The sequence below is a fragment of the Flavobacteriales bacterium genome (genome assembly GCA_016124845.1).
GTDB lineage: Bacteria > Bacteroidota > Bacteroidia > UBA10329 > UBA10329 > UBA10329.
This window is the reverse complement of the sequence record WGMW01000027.1, coordinates 1-16,129: the sequence shown is the minus strand read 5'-3', so window position 1 is coordinate 16,129 and position 16,129 is coordinate 1. Positions and strand designations below refer to the sequence as shown.

At 46.7% G+C, this 16,129-nt stretch carries 19 protein-coding genes; 12 read left to right on the top strand and 7 right to left on the bottom strand.

All coding sequences use genetic code 11. The features are described 5' to 3' along the window. Positions 1 to 15: 15 nt before the first annotated feature. From GC178_10740 to GC178_10730, 3 genes are all read right to left on the bottom strand, one after another. Positions 16 to 219 carry a hypothetical protein gene (locus GC178_10740; protein MBI1288038.1) on the bottom strand — a complete coding sequence of 68 codons (204 nt, stop codon included), beginning with the start codon at positions 217 to 219 and terminating at the stop codon, positions 16 to 18. A gap of 7 nt (positions 220 to 226) precedes the next feature. After that, positions 227 to 961: an outer membrane beta-barrel protein gene (locus GC178_10735; protein MBI1288037.1), complete on the bottom strand. Its 735-nt coding sequence runs from the start codon at positions 959 to 961 to the stop codon at positions 227 to 229. Positions 962 to 1,035: 74 nt separating this feature from the next. Continuing rightward, on the bottom strand, positions 1,036 to 2,217 hold the full coding sequence (locus GC178_10730) for a hypothetical protein (protein ID MBI1288036.1): 1,182 nt from the start codon (positions 2,215 to 2,217) through the stop codon (positions 1,036 to 1,038). Positions 2,218 to 2,373: 156 nt separating this feature from the next. Between GC178_10730 and GC178_10725 the strand changes: the two genes are divergently transcribed. From GC178_10725 to GC178_10700, 6 genes are all read left to right on the top strand, one after another. Then, on the top strand, positions 2,374 to 3,003 hold the full coding sequence (locus tag GC178_10725) for a hypothetical protein (GenBank protein ID MBI1288035.1): 630 nt from the start codon (positions 2,374 to 2,376) through the stop codon (positions 3,001 to 3,003). After that, positions 2,997 to 3,629 (top strand): hypothetical protein, encoded by a 633-nt coding sequence (locus GC178_10720; GenBank protein ID MBI1288034.1) that lies wholly within the window; start codon positions 2,997 to 2,999, stop codon positions 3,627 to 3,629. Before GC178_10725 ends, GC178_10720 begins: the two co-directional genes overlap by 7 nt. A gap of 119 nt (positions 3,630 to 3,748) precedes the next feature. Then, a complete protein-coding gene (locus GC178_10715; protein MBI1288033.1) occupies positions 3,749 to 4,420 on the top strand; it encodes a YdcF family protein in 672 nt (223 codons plus the stop codon). A gap of 26 nt (positions 4,421 to 4,446) precedes the next feature. Then, positions 4,447 to 5,136, top strand: a complete 690-nt coding sequence (locus tag GC178_10710; protein ID MBI1288032.1) for a YdcF family protein — start codon at positions 4,447 to 4,449, stop codon at positions 5,134 to 5,136. A gap of 119 nt (positions 5,137 to 5,255) precedes the next feature. After that, positions 5,256 to 5,666 (top strand): hypothetical protein, encoded by a 411-nt coding sequence (locus tag GC178_10705; GenBank protein MBI1288031.1) that lies wholly within the window; start codon positions 5,256 to 5,258, stop codon positions 5,664 to 5,666. Between the two features lie 224 nt (positions 5,667 to 5,890). Continuing rightward, positions 5,891 to 6,331: a hypothetical protein gene (locus GC178_10700; protein MBI1288030.1), complete on the top strand. Its 441-nt coding sequence runs from the start codon at positions 5,891 to 5,893 to the stop codon at positions 6,329 to 6,331. A 1-nt stretch (position 6,332) separates the two neighbouring features. Here GC178_10700 and GC178_10695 read toward each other — a convergent pair whose 3' ends face one another. Next, positions 6,333 to 6,977 (bottom strand): protein-L-isoaspartate(D-aspartate) O-methyltransferase, encoded by a 645-nt coding sequence (locus GC178_10695; GenBank protein MBI1288029.1) that lies wholly within the window; start codon positions 6,975 to 6,977, stop codon positions 6,333 to 6,335. Positions 6,978 to 7,090: 113 nt separating this feature from the next. On the opposite strand from GC178_10695, the gene GC178_10690 reads away from it, so the two are divergent. From GC178_10690 to GC178_10675, 4 genes are all read left to right on the top strand, one after another. After that, a complete protein-coding gene (locus tag GC178_10690) occupies positions 7,091 to 8,089 on the top strand; it encodes a gfo/Idh/MocA family oxidoreductase (protein MBI1288028.1) in 999 nt (332 codons plus the stop codon). 81 nt (positions 8,090 to 8,170) lie between these two features. After that, positions 8,171 to 8,998 (top strand): hypothetical protein, encoded by an 828-nt coding sequence (locus GC178_10685; protein MBI1288027.1) that lies wholly within the window; start codon positions 8,171 to 8,173, stop codon positions 8,996 to 8,998. Then, positions 8,998 to 10,413 carry an exopolysaccharide biosynthesis polyprenyl glycosylphosphotransferase gene (locus GC178_10680; protein MBI1288026.1) on the top strand — a complete coding sequence of 472 codons (1,416 nt, stop codon included), beginning with the start codon at positions 8,998 to 9,000 and terminating at the stop codon, positions 10,411 to 10,413. The genes GC178_10685 and GC178_10680 overlap by 1 nt, the downstream gene beginning before the upstream one ends. A 40-nt stretch (positions 10,414 to 10,453) precedes the next feature. Beyond that, complete coding sequence (locus GC178_10675) at positions 10,454 to 11,317, top strand: OmpA family protein (protein ID MBI1288025.1); 864 nt, start codon at positions 10,454 to 10,456, stop codon at positions 11,315 to 11,317. On the opposite strand, the gene GC178_10670 is transcribed toward GC178_10675, so the two are convergent. Further along, a complete protein-coding gene (locus GC178_10670; protein MBI1288024.1) occupies positions 11,318 to 13,030 on the bottom strand; it encodes a hypothetical protein in 1,713 nt (570 codons plus the stop codon). It lies immediately after the preceding gene. Between the two features lie 53 nt (positions 13,031 to 13,083). Between GC178_10670 and GC178_10665 the strand changes: the two genes are divergently transcribed. Continuing rightward, a complete protein-coding gene (locus GC178_10665) occupies positions 13,084 to 13,908 on the top strand; it encodes an EamA family transporter (GenBank protein ID MBI1288023.1) in 825 nt (274 codons plus the stop codon). A 46-nt stretch (positions 13,909 to 13,954) separates the two neighbouring features. Here the strand turns inward: GC178_10665 and GC178_10660 are convergent, their stop codons facing one another. Beyond that, entirely contained in the window at positions 13,955 to 14,893 is a 939-nt protein-coding gene (locus GC178_10660; protein MBI1288022.1) for a T9SS type A sorting domain-containing protein, read from the bottom strand. 92 nt (positions 14,894 to 14,985) lie between these two features. Here GC178_10660 and GC178_10655 point away from each other — a divergent pair, with 92 nt between their 5' ends. Continuing rightward, on the top strand, positions 14,986 to 15,996 hold the full coding sequence (locus GC178_10655) for an isopenicillin N synthase family oxygenase (GenBank protein ID MBI1288021.1): 1,011 nt from the start codon (positions 14,986 to 14,988) through the stop codon (positions 15,994 to 15,996). 52 nt (positions 15,997 to 16,048) lie between these two features. Here the strand turns inward: GC178_10655 and GC178_10650 are convergent. Beyond that, the coding region (locus tag GC178_10650) for an IS200/IS605 family transposase (GenBank protein MBI1288020.1) at positions 16,049 to 16,129 on the bottom strand (81 nt) is incomplete at its 5' end.

The window sequence follows — 16,129 nt, the reverse complement described above, 5'->3', positions numbered from 1 at the left end:
CGAACCACTCTCCCACTACTCTACCCGAATGCCATGTGAATTGGCGATGCATTCGTTGCAGTAGGTCTTGCCATCGCATCCGACCACTCCAGGACAATCGGCTGTACAATCAATCGTATAGAACTGTTCTTCAAGTGCTTTATCGTAGCAGTCTTTCTTGCAGGAACTAAGCGTGGCCATTGAAGCGAAAAGCAATATGATCGAACCGAAGATCTTCATAAAAAGTCTATTTGCTTACACGATTAAAGTATGCGGTAAGAGACACTCCTGCCGACCAGTAGCGTATTTCCAGCGGGTCGCCACTGTTTCTGAAAAGCTGATGCTGGAAATTCGGTTCCACTCTCAGACCGAACTTGTCAGTTACCGAGACATCAATACCAGCAGAAACCGTTGGTGCCAGATTGATCGGATTCTTGGTCAGCGGCTCCACTCTAACATACGTTTCGCCAACCGCAGGATCAACGGTCCGGATCTTATCTGCTTGAACCAAAACTTGCGTTACGAGACCAATTCCGGCACGGAAACGTACTCTTGAACCTCCAGTTCTGACAATGAATTTGAGCGGGGCTTCTACATATTGCATTCGGTACAGAAAATCGTAGCGGTCGTACAGTCTCGATGAAGCGTAGCCAGATCTTATCGCATCATACACATATCCTTTTTTGGAGTATCCCAGCCCGAACTCCACGCCCATGTTCTGATGTAGAATAAGACTTATTCGTAGTCCTACATTGGGTGCAAAAATGCCAACATCGCCACTTTGGATGGTAGAAATGTTCGGATAGTTCTCCGCTCCCCAATTCCCTTGATACGTCAAGCTTCTGAAACTGTAGCTGGGATTGAAGATCACTCCCATTTCGATGCTCAGGAACGGACCATTGCGTTTTACCTTGGTGCTATCCTGTGCCCATGCCGATGACAGAAAGAGCAATAGTAGCGTAAACAAAACCGACTTTTTCATTGGGGTTAAGCTAAAGATTTTTTGTCGAGATAGTTAGAACATCCCAACCTCCTAATAGCACAGGTCGATTTCGACTATGCCTTCTCTCCGATCACAGGACAGCGTTCGAATGGAGCATTCCGATCGAAGAGATAGCGGTATGTTGCATGCGTCTTGATCACCTCGCCCCCCAATTGCTCGCACACCCGCATCATCTTCGGGTTGAAATCGCCACACCAGTTCATTTCAATCGTCTCATACGGCAGCCCTTTGCCCCACGCCAGTTTACTGAACGCAATAACGATGGCGGCCTCTACTCCTTTTCCGTGCCATTCAGGCACCACACCGAATACCAGCCCCAATGCCTTATTGCATGTTCCCATGGTCTTGTGATAAAGGAACTTCAGTTTACCAACGAGATTCATTTTTCCATTGACATGCTTGAACAACTGGTTCAATTCTGGTATGGAAATGAAAAAGGCAATGGGCTGTTCCTTATAGAATCCGAAGTAAAGTAGACGCAGGTCTAAAATGGGTTTCAACTTCTTGAAGAGCTTCTCGCATTGTTCCATCGTCATGGGTTTTACCCCCGAATGCCCACCCCAGGCCTTGTTGTACACTTCGTGGAAGTAGGCCGCTGCTTTTGGAAGATCCTTCTTGGTGAGATGGCGGAAAGTCAGATCCGGATTGTCCAGACTTTGCTGAGCACGCTCATAGAAACGCGGTTCGAAATCCTTGGTTTTTCGGATGTCGCGTGCGTAAGTGAACTGCTTGAAGTACAACTGAAAACCGTAGTTCTCAAAAAGCCGCTGATAGTATGGCGCATTATAGAACATGCCATAATTCTGTTGCTCAAAGCCATCAATAAGCACGCCCCAGAATTTATCACGCTCACCAAAATTCACAGGACCGTCCATGGCTTCCATGCCATGCTCTTGCAACCAGTCTTTAGCAGCATGAAAGAGTATGTCTGCCGCCTCTTGATCATCTATGCAATCAAAAAAACCGCAACCACCCGTGGGCTGTTTTTCCTTGGAAGCAGTACGGCCATTGACAAAAGCAGCTATTCGACCGACCACCTTTCCACCACGCTTCAGAAGCCAACGGATGGCCGTACTTCCCTCCTCTTGAAAAACTCTGTTCACCTTCGGATCGAACACATCCCGAACTTCTTGGTCGATAGATCGGATGTAATTGGGATCATTGGCATAAAGCTCGGATGGAAATGCGATCCATAAACTCTCCTGTTCTTCTGAAAGTACTTCTTCCAAATACATGGAACAAGAATATAATGGTTCATGAAAAGTCGCCTACGATTTGGTCAAGTGACCAAACTGGAATCATACCGCGTTGCAAATTCTTTAACATTCGTTAACAGACGCAATTTCCAGCTCATAGGTCGAGTTTAAGCAGCAAACCAACCACACACAACCATGCTTCGGAAAATCCCCATTATCCTATTGCTTGGCATGCCAATTCTGGCCGCGGCACAGCAGGAACTCAAGATCAAAAATCACCATGGCGGACTTTTTTCGCTTGGGATGCGCACCACCATCAGCACATTCAATCATGGCGATTGGCAAAGCGTTGGAACCGGTGCAGGTGGCCAATTCCGTCTGCAACTGCATGATCGCATCAATACCGAGTGGTTTGCCGATTATCTCACCTCATCCATAGGTTCCACGGGCAATCGTAGAGATGCGCACATCGGATGGTCGGTAATGTATTATCCCCTGAAGGATAAAACGTTCAAAAAGCTGATGAAGCCATACATCGTCATGGGGCATTGCTTCGATTACACGAAGGTGCAGGAGAACGTGAATCCGAACAATCGGATGGCCAGATGGAGTTCAGCGATACAAGGCGGTATCGGCAACCACTTCAATCTGACCGAGCACTTCGACCTCACATTTATTGCGCAGTACATGATCCATTTGGGTAAACATGTAGAGGCGCATGAAGAAGAGGGAATGTTCGAGATTCATGAGCATGGAGGCCTGAGTTTGGAAGGTCATCTCCTATTCACAGTTGGTATTAACTACAAGATCGCAGACCTATGGTAACCAGCAACTCCCGAAATAAGATTCTGACAGCAATTCTGCTGCTTTTGAGCACCAGCGTGTTCGCCCAGAAAAACTGGAACAGACCCGAACCGGAAGGTGATGACATCATTCGAAAAGGGCTTGTCCGTTCACAACTGACCATTTCTCCGGGATGGATGATCGGACAGAATAACACCAACATCTTCCTACAGGGCGATCTGGAATATTACGTGACCCGCAAGATCAGCATCAAGGGAGACATGGCCTATTTTCTGGACACACAGGGAAGCGGAAACCTGAAAATGGACCACAGCCTTTTCTTCGGGGCAAACTACCACTTCCCTTACAAACGGTTCGACCCATACATAGGGCTTCATCCGGGCGCAAGCCTTATACAGATGCGAAATCCGAATGCCGGATCGCTGGAACTGCCAGTGGCATACGCGGAATCGGTCATGAAGGTATCTCCTGCCATTTCAGTCACTACCGGTTTCAACTTTTATATATGGAAGTTCTTTCACTTCCTCGGAAAAGTGACCTATGTACATGCAAATCATCCTACTGAATGGGGCAGCAATTATGGGCTCGATGAATTTAGAATTGCCTTTGGTCTGGGACTGAACGTGAACACGATAAAGAAGAAGTGATCTTGGGAAGGGGTTGAGGACAGGTGGCTACGGGCAACCTGCAAAAGCCTTGCCCCTCCCTTTTTCTTTCCGAACAATTACATGAGCTATTGGTTTATAACGGAACCAATAAATGAGTCATGAAACGATTTGCTGAACTGTTCCTGATGCTTTTACTACTGTTTTCTTCTGCTGGCCTAACGCAGGCCAAGAATGTGGAGAAGAAGTACGATGCGATCATTGTACCCGGTTTTCCTTTTGAACCTGACGGAAAGATGAATGCCGTGTATCGCATGCGCTTGGCCTGGGCCTATGAACTCTATCAACAAGGTAGAACGGGTCATATCATCTTGTCTGGAGGAGCAGTTCATACACCCTATGTTGAATCCGAGATCTTTGCGCTTTATCTTATGAAAATGGGAATTCCGGCAGAGGCGCTTATACTCGAACGGCAGGCTGAACACAGTTTGGAAAACGTTTTCTATTCGATGGAAATTGCTGAAAAATACGGTTTTGAGCATGTTGCGGTAGCCACCGATTGGTGGCAGTCGGGCATGATTCAGTTTCTTGGTAAACTGGAAGGCCACGACCTGAGCAAAGTGGATTTCGTTCCCGCCAAATTCAGCATTGTGAACCGTTACTGGAAGTCTTTCGAATTTGAAATTGATCACCAAATGGCGTATGAATCGGAATTTGTTCCACTCGTTAGTCGTGAAACTAAACAACAACGGAAGTTGGGTACTCACGGACTGCTATGGAAGCCGTCCGAAAATGTGGAGATATGCTTCGCTACCGAACTGAATAAGCAATAACTTGCTCTGGTATTAGTTCTCAGAACATGAAAGCGTTCGTAAGATTTGTATATTTCAATATCGTGGTTGTCATGGTAGTTTCGGTTGCCTCTTGCGGAAGTACGCAAAGAGCTTTTCGAAATGCGGAGCCTCAAATGCCATTTGATGTGGTGATCGTACCTGGGGTTCCTTTCGACACCGCTTGGAGTGATGTGATGCGTATGCGCGTGCTTTGGAGTTACTATCTGTACAATCGAGGTTACACCAAGAATATCATTTTCTCTGGCAGCGCTGTTTACACGCCTTACATTGAATCGCGGATAATGGCAGAATATGCAGAGAAACTGGGTATACCTGCTGAACATATTTTTACGGAAGAACGTGCTGAACACAGTACCGAGAACGTGTTTTATTCCTATTACATGGCCAAAGATCTGGGGTTCAGGAATATTGCCCTGGCAACCGACCCTTTTCAGACCAAAATGGTGAAGTCGTTTGCTAAAAAGAAGAAACTGGACATTGCCTATGTTCCTGCCATCTTCGATACCATCCATGCATATTACGCTGACGTTACCGCCACCATCGACCCCACTTGGGCTGAGGTTGACAATTTTGTGGCGCTTCCTGAACGCGAAGGATTCTGGAAAAGATTTGCCGGAACCATGGGTAAGAACTTAAAGTATACGCCCGATCAGATCACCGATGCTTCAATGAAATACGATGACCTGAAACGGTAGTCGGCTCATGGAATCTTAATTATGCCCCATTGTTTATCGTTAAGGAGACAATTCGTGTCACCATGAATACCATTTTTACGTGTTTCACTTAGTACATTTGCGAAATATTCGCATGTGTAATGAAAAGAACCGTAAGGTCAAGTATTGGTGAAGTCTCTGTAAGAGAAGATGGAATTATTTTGGGAAAAGTGTTTGCGGGCTCTGAGATCAACCTGGATGATGCCAAGGACTTTTACTCTCTGATAGAGTATTTGTCAGATAATAAGCCTCACTGTACAATCATGGATCTGACAGGAATATCTTACATGTCAGCAGAAGCCCGAGCCTATATTCAGGAACGAAGTTCGGAACTTGCAAAAACAATTGCAGTAGCCATCGTAACCAGCAGCTTTACCTCTAAAATGATAGGTAACTTCTTTCTCACATCAAATAAACCCAGCTTTCCGATAAAGCTGTTTTCCGAAATGCTATTGGCCCACCAATGGGCAAAAAGCGAATTGGACCGTTTTCATTCCAAGTTAGCTTCTTAAAATCCGTTCTGGACAAAGTGCGATTTTGGCCTGACATCAAGTTCCAACTGACAGAGCAGGTCTAATGAAATCCTCCCAAAGGCGTGTTGAAATCCGTTTGTAGATGGATGGATAAATGAAACAGACAGGTTACTGAACGGCATTTTCCAGTCGATGGTCGATTGAGAGGCTCTACATGAAACCCGGCAGTTCAACCCGCGTTTCAATCAGAAATCCGTTTGTGCATGGTACGATCAGCTTATACCGAGGTCGCTCAAATTGAAATCCTTTTAGGAAACCTGATACATGTTACCATGAAGAATGGTGCTGAGGTGGAACTTGAACAGGCAAGGAATCTTGTCCGTACGATCAATTCTCAACTTGACAACGATGATATTTTCCGAGGCGGAGTATTTGATATAACAGGGTTGACATACGTGAATGCGGAAGCTCGAAACTATCTTTCAAGTGGTGAGGATGCCAACGGCATTACCGTTGGCATTGCGCTGGTTTCCACATCGTTTCTTGGAAGAACCATAGGAAATATGTTCATTAATTTGAGTGGCATCTGTGAAAGGTTTCCGGTCCAATATTTCGATTCCCCAATTAGGGCAGAACATTGGGTACGGACACTTATGCGAATTGCAAGAGAAGAGAATGACTCCTCTAAGAAGAAGGTGGCCTAAACTACTGATCCTTATCCTCCAACAGCGGCACAAAGCGGAATGAGCCGTGCTCAGCGATGACGAATTCCCCGTTCTCCTTTTTGGTGATGGTCTTCATGATCTCCTCATCGCCATTTGATACAGGAATGACCATGATGCCGCCAGGCTTCAGTTGCCCCAGCAAACCTTCGGGAACAATTGGAGCACCAGCGGTAATGATGATGCGGTCGTAAGGTGCCCAAACAGGAACGCCCAGATTGCCATCACCGAAAAAGGTCTTTACCAAGTAGCCGAGCTTCGGCAGCAATTTGCTGGTGCGGTCGTAAAGTTCTTTGATGCGTTCGATGGTGAAAACCTTGGCACCCATCTCGTAGAGCACCGATGCCTGATAACCGCTTCCTGTGCCGATCTCGAGCACCTTCATTCCCCGTTTCACCTGCAAAAGCTCACTCTGAATGGCCACCGTATATGGTTGCGAAATGGTCTGTCCCGCACCGATGCTGAAGGGGCGGTCCTCATACGCAAAGCGTTCAAAGGCACTATCGAGAAATAGATGGCGCGGAACTTTCCCGATCGCTTTCAGCACATTCTCATCTTTGATGCCCTTTTCTCTCAGATGCTCTACCAGTTTCCTTCTGCTACCCTGCTGCTTGTGCGTGTCCTTCACCTTCGGAGATGTTAAATTCTGAGTGTTGAAAAGAGAATGCCGATGCCAAGATCGAGGCGGCTAAATGTAATAATTTGCGAAGCGTTGAGGACGAAGAACAAGAGCATTTATCCATGAAAAACCTGAAGGTCGGTGTGTTGGGAGCGGGGCACCTCGGTAAGATTCATCTGAAGTTACTGAAGGAAACCGAAGGCTACGATCTCGTGGGATTTTACGACCCCGATAATGGACAGGCCGACATTGCCAAAGAACAGTTCGAAATACCAGCATTTGAGAGTATTGAAGAATTGATAGACGCAGTGGATGTGGTAGACGTGGTCACTCCCACTCTTTCGCATTTTGAATGTGCTTCGTTGGCTTTGCGAAGATCGAAACATGTGTTCATCGAAAAACCCGTGACCAACACATTGGAAGAAGCTGAAAGCTTGATGAAACTGGCCGAAGAGGCGAAAGTGAAAGTGCAGATCGGTCATGTGGAGCGCTTCAACCCTGCGTTCATCTCAGGCAGACCGTACATCGATCATCCCATGTTCATTGAGAGCCACCGGTTGGCACAGTTCAATCCACGTGGCACCGATGTTCCAGTAGTGATGGATCTGATGATCCATGACATCGACATCATTCTCAGCATTGTCAACTCCAACATCAAGCGCATCAGTGCCAGCGGAGTTTCGGTGGTGAGCGACACGCCCGACATTGCCAATGCCCGCATCGAATTCGGAAATGGTTGCGTGGCCAACATCACGGCCAGTCGCATTTCACTCAAGAACATGCGCAAAACGCGCATCTTTCAGCGCGATGCCTATATCGCCATCGACTTTCTGAAAAAGAAGGCCGAAGTGGTGCGAATTGATGATGCAGAAGTGGCGACCAGCACCAACGACATGTACATTGAGTTGGCCGACAAGACCAAACGTAGGATCAATTTCGAATTTCCACAGGTGGAAGAAAACAACGCCATTCAAGAAGAGCTGCGCGCTTTTAGAGAATGTATTGAGAATGATGCACGGCCGGCCGTAACAATTCAGGACGGTTACAACGCCTTGCAAGTGGCGCATCAGATCGTATCGAAACTGAACCTCGATGCCAACCTTCTTACCTCCAGTATATAATAAGTTAACTTCGCGTCCGTTGCCACCAGCATGCACGGTATGAATACCCGATCGTCTCTTTTCTTCGTTTTATTCTTTTCGATGGTGATATTGAGCTCATCATCCTGCGATATCATCAACCCGAAAGAAAAGATCCCATCCTTTATTCGCGTAGATTCCATTCGCTTGCAGGTGAGTGCCGGACAAGGCAATCCAGTTCAGAATTTTACCGATGCTTGGCTTTTTGAAGAGGAAAAGATGGTGGGCATCTACGAACTGCCTGCCACGTTTCCGATACTGAAAGATGGCGTTACCAGTATCCGCATCCAAGGCGGTGTAAAACTGAACGGACAGGTGGCCACACGCATTCCTTACTTCTATACCGAAGATTATCTGCATGATGTGGAACTTTTCCCAGACAGCGTCATACACATCAACCCAACGCTCAAATTCAAGGATTGGGTAACCTTCGATTGGCTGGAGGATTTTGACAATGGCGGACTGACATTGACATTGAACAGTCCCAACAGCCAAGGAACATTGACACGTGTTTCAGGGTCAGAAGCTTACGATGGCCAATCCATCAAACTTTCACTTGGCGCAGACGAAACTTTTATAGAGTGTAAAAAAGGTGGCGATCCGTTGAGTTTGGGTGACGTGAGTACACCTGCCATGATCGAATTCACCTACCGCTGCAATAATTCCTTTGCGTTCGGACTTTACAGTACATCACCAGGGAACATAACTCAACAACCCATCATTTTTCTAAACCCAAAGGAAGAATGGAACCATATTTACATAAATCTAACGGATGCTAAGGGTAACAATCCAAACTTTTACGAGCATCGGCCGTATTTCGGTTTTTTCCGCGATGATGGTTTGGAGGGTGAAGCGTACGTATACATCGATAACATCCGATTGGTGCATTGATGAACCGAAGGCTACAGACGTTCAAATACATCCTTTTTGATTGGATTGCCGCTTCGGTGGCTTGGAGCCTTTTCTTCTACTACCGAAAAGCATTTGTAGAAAGCAGCAAATACGGCATTCAGATCTTGGTGGAAATGGATCAGCGGTTCATTCAGGGGCTGGTGCTGATACCGATATTCTGGCTGCTTTTCTATACCGTTCTTGGCACCTATCGCAAGGTTTATCGCAAATCCAGACTGAAGGAGTTTTTCCAGACAATTCTCAGTACGGTCATCGGTGTCACCTTCCTGTTTTTTGCCCTTATTTTGGATGATGTGGTGCTGAACCATCGCACGTATTATCAATCGTATGCGGTGCTGTTCGGGCTTCATTTTACACTAACGTTTCTGGTCCGTTTCATGCTCTCCTCCATCACGGCAGGAAAGATCCATCGCAGAGAGATAGGTTTCCCAACGCTGATGATAGGAAGCGATGCCAATGCCGTGGAACTCTTTCAGGAACTGGAAAATCAGCAGCAGGCATCGGGCAACCTTTTCAAAGGTTTTATCCGCGTGAAGAAGCGCGAAAGCTATCCGCTGGAAGATCACCTACCATTTCTGGGTGATCAGGACAAATTGCAAGAAGTGATCCAAGAACACCGCATCGAAGAGGTGATCATTGCATTGGAATCGAGCGAGCATCAAGACCTGCAGCATATTCTCAACGAATTGGAAGGAACGGATGTCATTGTCAAAGTGATTCCCGACATGTACGACATCCTTTCGGGTTCTGTAAGAATGGATTCCATTTACGGCACGCCATTGATCCAGGTCACGCAAGACATCATGGCGCCATGGCAGCAGGTGACCAAACGCGCTGGAGACATCGTTCTGTCATCACTTGCCTTGATCGTGCTCAGCCCAGTTTATCTGGCTACGTCATTGTTCGTAAAACTGAGCAGCCCCGGCCCGATTTTCTATGCACAGGAACGCATCGGGAAAGGAGGAAAACCGTTCATGATCTACAAGTTTCGATCCATGGTGGTGGATGCCGAAAAAATGGGGCCAGCGCTTTCCAGCGATCACGACCCACGCATTACATCATTCGGTCGGTTTATGCGGAAAGTTCGTTTGGATGAAATTCCACAGTTCTACAATGTGCTTATTGGAGACATGAGCCTTGTCGGCCCGCGGCCAGAAAGGCAGCACTTCATCGATCAGATCGTGCTGAAAGCTCCACATTACAAGCATCTGCTGAAAGTAAAACCCGGAATCACCTCTTGGGGAATGGTAAAATACGGCTACGCAGAAAATGTAGATCAGATGATCAGACGGATGAAATTCGATCTGCTTTACATTGAGAACATGAGTCTTTTGGTGGACATCAAAATCCTGATTTACACCGTCCAAACGGTTATGATGGGACGCGGGAAGTAGCAGAAATAATTTTCACTTCAATTTCCCGTTCTGCTATCTGATGAAACTTCTACCCACCGCTTCCCTCCTATTTCTCTGCTTGAATCTTCTTGCACAACCCAAGAAGCATTCGGTGTTTTTTGAGCATGACAGCTATGAGGTTTCGAACGCACAGGAAGAAGAACTGATGACATGGCTGAATACATTTTCAGACACCGCCACCAAAGTAGAGGTCATCGGTTTTACCGACCATCTGGGTTCCAATGGTTACAATCAGAAACTCTCTGAAGAACGTGCGAAAACGGTAGCCGACCTGCTGGAAAGACAGGGCAAGTTCCACTATAGAATGAGTATTACTGATGCAAAAGGCGAGTCGGAAGCAGAACAATTTGAGGATGCAAGAAGAAACCCAAAAGACAGGCGCGTGGATGTGATGGTTTCGATAAAGCCAAAACCAACCGCAAAACCTATAGAAAAAACAGAACCGATTGCAATAGAAGAACCGCAATCGGATGCTCTAAAGACAGATTCGGACCTCTTGGTCCGTGCAGAGGTCGGACAGACAGTTGTGCTGCGCAACCTGAACTTCTTTCCTGGAAGACATTATCTCATTCCAGCGGCATTGCCCGAACTGGAGCGGCTTGCGCAGATACTGAAAGAGAATCCGACCATGGAAATTGAGATCCAAGGTCACATCTGTTGCAAACTCGACACATTGGACGGCTTGGATGTGAACACGGGAACTTACAGCCTTTCATTCAACCGTTCCGAATACATCTTCAATCAGTTGGTGCTGGCAGGCATTGAGCCTGAAAGAATGAGTTATCGGGGTTTTGCGGGAGGCCGTCCGTTGGTGAAACCTGAAATGACCGAAACCGACCGTCAGCGCAACCGAAGGGTAGAGATAAAGATCTTGAAAAAGTGATCACTTCTCTTCGCTCTCCACAGGGTCTTGGAAAACGATCTCCAAAGCCGAAGAGCCTGAAAGGTCGGACCGAAGCTCTACGGAATGCGTTGAAATGCCATCAGAAATGGTCATTGTAACCGTATTGGGCGGCTGCGTTCCCAAGTTGTGCGCGTGCAAATAGATGTAGATCTTATTGAATCGCGAAGCATCGTAGGTCACCGTTTTCTTCTCTGCCGTAATGCTGTACTCCTTTACAATGCACTCGTCACCAACATAAATGGAGACAATATCACCATCGACCACCTGCGCATCCCAGATATTGAAGGTCAGCTGGTGTCCGCTCATCACAAGCCGATGCTCCTTGCGTATAGGTTTCACCCTCCGATTGTTTTTGACCGATTCCACTTCCAGGTCCACGCGGTCTTCTGGTTTCACTGGTTCGTATGTTTCAATCTTTTCCGGTTCTTTCAGCACCACGTTGATGTTGGTAGGACCTTTTTTCACATCCTGAGGAACGTCCTCCACAGGTTCTGCATACTGAACGATCTCTACTTCCGGCTCCACTTGTTCTTCAACAGGTTCTACCTTCTTTCCTTTCTTCTTGGGTTCTTCTTCCGGAACATCTTCCACGATCCTCCAAAGCTTTATGCTTTTGTCCAAACTACCTGACAGGATGTAATTCGGGCCATTGTCAAGGTCGAACGAAAGGATTGTCCCTTGCTCAGCTCCTTGGTCAAGTACCAATTGTTTCTTACTCAGATCCCAAACATTGAAGCGTGAGGCATGGTCTCCCGTGACCACGTACTTGCCATCTTCTGTAAATGCCAAATTGCTGAATTTCCTTCCGCTGCTTCCAGACCGGAAACTTGTAATGAGATAAAAATTGGAAGGGTCGCGCATATCGACCCGCGAATTATCGCACCAGGTCAATAAACGCTCTCCGTCATCAGAAAACTCCAATGCGTTGATGAGACACGAACCGGTATTGTACTCTCTTTGTACTTCTCCGGATCTCAGATCCAAAGCCATCAGATATTGTCCGGCAGCAAAGATCAGTTCCTTGCCGTCTGGGCTCAGAATTCCACATCTGATCGACTCCTTGGGGTCTTTATAGATCACCTCAGGATCTTCCTCACTTTTCAGCGCAACTTTACTCAGGAACTTGTTCGTGCCTCCGAAATACACCATTCCCATTCCAGAAGAGACCAGCGCAAAATTGACCTTGTTCACGGGACTCTCAGGGGGCGTTGGACTCACGATCCGCTGTAGGCAATAACCTGTAATGGCATCCCAGACCTTCACCTGTCCATCCTCTCCCGCAGACACCAGATATTTTCCATCCTCAGAGTAGTGGAGATCGTTGATGGATCCATAATGCCCCTCCAATTTCTTTCTGCCGCTTTCGCCATCAATGGTCCAGATGAATACCTCACCGCGCGTTCCACCACTCGCAAAATGAATGCCGTCTGGCGAAAAGATGACGCGTCTGACGCCATGCTCATGACCGTTGAAGGTACGGATATGCTCCAGTTTTAAGTTCTGAGCCTGTCCAACGTTCAGCACAGAAGAAATCAACAAAAGACTGAGACAGACGTACCTTTTCATTTTCCCGACCAACCAAGCCATAGTTAGGCATTTTTTTGATCTGCCGCAAATATCTGCGCTCAACCAGTTTGAGAAATACAATTCTCGTTGCACGGTATGTAAGCAAGGTTGCTCCTGAATACGCATGTGGAACTTGAAAATATGCACTTTTGCGGCACATGTCGCGCGGTATCGGTTTCATGCTCATCAGCACATTTGCATTCTCGTTGATGCAACTCTGCGTCAAGTATCTGCATCACCTCCCAACACACGAACTCATTCTTTTCAGAAGCGCTATTTCACTCATTCTTAGTTTGAGCTACCTGCTTCCCAAGAAGATAAATCCGCTTGGCGTCAATCGGAAATTCTTGCTGTTGCGGGGTGTTTTCGGAGTAACGGCATTGAGTCTGTTCTTCATCACTTTGCAACATATACCGTTGGCGAGTGCCGTGACCATTCAATACCTCTCACCCGTCTTCACCGCCATCATCGCCATCTTCATGCTGGACGAAAAAATGCGTCCCGTGCAATGGCTGTTTTTCGGGTTGGCTTTTGTTGGAGTAGCGTTTATGAAAGGGTTTGACGAAAGGGTCTCTTTGTTCTATCTGCTTCTCGGATTGGGCTCTGCCCTCTTTGCTGGTGCGGCCTACAATTGCATCCGAATTGTAAAAGACACCGATCATCCGCTGGTGGTTGTTCTATATTTTCCTTTGGTGGCCACGCCCATCATGCTGGTTCTGTCCTATTTCAACTGGGTAACCCCGATAGGTTGGGATTGGTTACTACTGTTGCTGTTGGGGATTTTCACACAGATCGGCCAGGTGTTTATGACAAAAGCACTTCAATTGGAAAAGGCCAATCTTGTAACAAGCATGAAGTACCTGGGATCCATTTATGCATTAGCATACGGCTACTTCCTGTTCGGTGAAAGCTATGATCTTTTCGGTCTTTTAGGAATTCTACTGGTATTGGCAGGCGTTATCCTGAATGTAACCTTGAAGCCGAAAGCAGATTTCAACGCATAAAAAAAGCCCCGATTTCTCGAGGCTTCCTTATGAACGGTAATTGTCCCTATTCAATGACCATTTTCTTGGTGATCACCGCATTTCCATCCGAAATGGAATAGAAGTAAACACCGGCAGGTAGGCCATTTCTATCGAACTCAAATCGGTTGACACCTTGATTGGCCTGAATTCTTTTTGCAGCCAGTTGATCTCCCAAAATGTTGAATACTGCAAACTCAACAGCCTTGGCTTTTGAAGAATTGAAAGTGATGACCGTGCTTAAGCCAAATGGATTGGGTTGATTCATAACCTTCGTAAACCCTTCCGAATCCGCTTCGTCAATTCCTACTCCGCTGGCGCGCACATCAAGTGTGTTCCCATCCAAACGGATTCCATGAACCGTAAAATTGGTATCGCCAAAGGCATCCAGAAGCACGCCCATATCGGTCAACCATACATCATAACCCACATATCCACCAATGGCAGATGGTGAGAAATTAGCTGCACGTGCATCCAAGAAAACAGTCAGAGGATAAAGTCCATCGCTGTTCGGGCCTCCGCCTGCGGCTGCAGTCCAAGCAGCAGCCGAACCTGTGATGCTGATGCAACCTGTGGTCTGCTGAAAACCAGTTGTCGTGTCACCGGGATTTATCCAATAACCGAACGGATTCTCTACCGCATCATACGTGGTATCGAAAGCAGCATCTGTCGTGTAGCTCAATCCAGCTGGCAGGCCAGCGATCGAATCCAAACGAAAGCGATCAGCAAATACCGTTACATCCAACGGATTTCCTGGCGAGAGTTCGATCGTCAGCGTGGTATCGGCAAATGTCTGTAGACTGAGAACCACCTCTTTGTCCCCGCAATCGGTACACGCAAAAACAGGAGGCAACGCAGTTGGTCTGAAAGCGATTCCGGAACCAGAGAAATCAGTTGCAGGAACGCATTGAGCAAACAGTTCAACTGATGCCAGCAAGAAGAATGAGAAAAGTAAGTGTCGTTTCATAGTTGATGAATTAGAATTGTCGGTAAAACTAATCCTATTTCTAACATTGAAATTTGATCTTTGCCAAGTTCACATTTGAGACAAATTTGTTGATGGACATGAAGATTCCGGTTATCGATATTTCGCCACTTATTGAGATGAATGACCATGCAAGCGCCATGGAAACGGCCAAGCGCATTCGTCAAGCATGTCGCGAACATGGATTCTTTTACATCCAGAATCATGGTATCTCCGAATCACTACAGGAGAAATTGGAACAATTCAGTAAAGAATTTTTCTCCCTGTCTGAAAAGGAGAAGATGGAAATTGCCATGCAGAAAGGCGGTTCTGCTTGGCGGGGTTATTTCCCTGTCGGGAATGAATTCACTTCCGGAAAACCAGACCAGAAAGAAGGACTCTATTTCGGAACCGAACTTACTTCCGAGCATCCTAAAGTGACCTCGAAAACCCCGATGCATGGAGGCAATCTGTTCCCACAGGATCCAAAAGAATTGAGAGAAACCGTTCTGGCCTATATGCATGAAGTGACCAAAGTTGGGCATGCCGTTCTTCGTGGAATCGCGCTCAGTTTGCAACTTCCTCACAATCATTTCGAATCATCCATCACAAAAGATCCATTTATTCTCCTTCGTGTTTTCCACTACCCGAAAGTTGAAGTGCAAGATGAGAACTGGGGGGGCGTTGGCGAACATACCGATTACGGATTGCTTACGATCTTAAAACAAGATGACTGTGGTGGATTGGAAGTGAGATCGAACGGAGAATGGATCGCTGCCCCGCCCATTGCAAACACATTCGTTTGCAACATTGGCGACATGCTTGATCTCATGACAGGTGGTCTTTATGTATCAACGCCTCATCGCGTCAAGAACACATCCGGTAAGAACAGACTCTCTTTTCCGCTCTTCTTCGACCCCAATTTTGATGCGGTCGTCAAACCAATTCCCGGTTTTGAAAAAAGTGTGGCCGACCACGCTTCACGTTGGGATGGCCAGAATGCTTACGACTTCAAAGGAAAATATGGCGATTATGTGGTTGTGAAAGTTTCCAAGGTGTTTCCCGAACTGTTTCGAGGAATTTCGAATCCGGACGATAACAACTAAACCACTATGGACTGGAAGTCCATAGGTTTGATTGACGACTGAAAGTCGTCTTTCACTCAATGATGAAATTGCTTCCGCCATTGTCATCACTCCTTCTGTGATGCTCCAGATATTCATTCACCATTTCATCTGT

Coding starts and splice junctions, on each gene's coding strand:
- GC178_10675 (MBI1288025.1), top strand. CDS start 10,454: ATGAAACTTCTACCCACCGCTTCCCTCCTATTTCTCTGCTTGAATCTT.
- GC178_10740 (MBI1288038.1), bottom strand. CDS start 219: ATGAAGATCTTCGGTTCGATCATATTGCTTTTCGCTTCAATGGCCACG.
- GC178_10670 (MBI1288024.1), bottom strand. CDS start 13,030: ATGCGTATTCAGGAGCAACCTTGCTTACATACCGTGCAACGAGAATTG.
- GC178_10720 (MBI1288034.1), top strand. CDS start 2,997: ATGGTAACCAGCAACTCCCGAAATAAGATTCTGACAGCAATTCTGCTG.
- GC178_10680 (MBI1288026.1), top strand. CDS start 8,998: ATGAACCGAAGGCTACAGACGTTCAAATACATCCTTTTTGATTGGATT.
- GC178_10660 (MBI1288022.1), bottom strand. CDS start 14,893: ATGAAACGACACTTACTTTTCTCATTCTTCTTGCTGGCATCAGTTGAA.
- GC178_10725 (MBI1288035.1), top strand. CDS start 2,374: ATGCTTCGGAAAATCCCCATTATCCTATTGCTTGGCATGCCAATTCTG.
- GC178_10700 (MBI1288030.1), top strand. CDS start 5,891: ATGGTACGATCAGCTTATACCGAGGTCGCTCAAATTGAAATCCTTTTA.
- GC178_10685 (MBI1288027.1), top strand. CDS start 8,171: ATGGTGATATTGAGCTCATCATCCTGCGATATCATCAACCCGAAAGAA.
- GC178_10665 (MBI1288023.1), top strand. CDS start 13,084: ATGCTCATCAGCACATTTGCATTCTCGTTGATGCAACTCTGCGTCAAG.
- GC178_10690 (MBI1288028.1), top strand. CDS start 7,091: ATGAAAAACCTGAAGGTCGGTGTGTTGGGAGCGGGGCACCTCGGTAAG.
- GC178_10735 (MBI1288037.1), bottom strand. CDS start 961: ATGAAAAAGTCGGTTTTGTTTACGCTACTATTGCTCTTTCTGTCATCG.
- GC178_10705 (MBI1288031.1), top strand. CDS start 5,256: ATGAAAAGAACCGTAAGGTCAAGTATTGGTGAAGTCTCTGTAAGAGAA.
- GC178_10710 (MBI1288032.1), top strand. CDS start 4,447: ATGAAAGCGTTCGTAAGATTTGTATATTTCAATATCGTGGTTGTCATG.
- GC178_10730 (MBI1288036.1), bottom strand. CDS start 2,217: ATGTATTTGGAAGAAGTACTTTCAGAAGAACAGGAGAGTTTATGGATC.
- GC178_10715 (MBI1288033.1), top strand. CDS start 3,749: ATGAAACGATTTGCTGAACTGTTCCTGATGCTTTTACTACTGTTTTCT.
- GC178_10655 (MBI1288021.1), top strand. CDS start 14,986: ATGGACATGAAGATTCCGGTTATCGATATTTCGCCACTTATTGAGATG.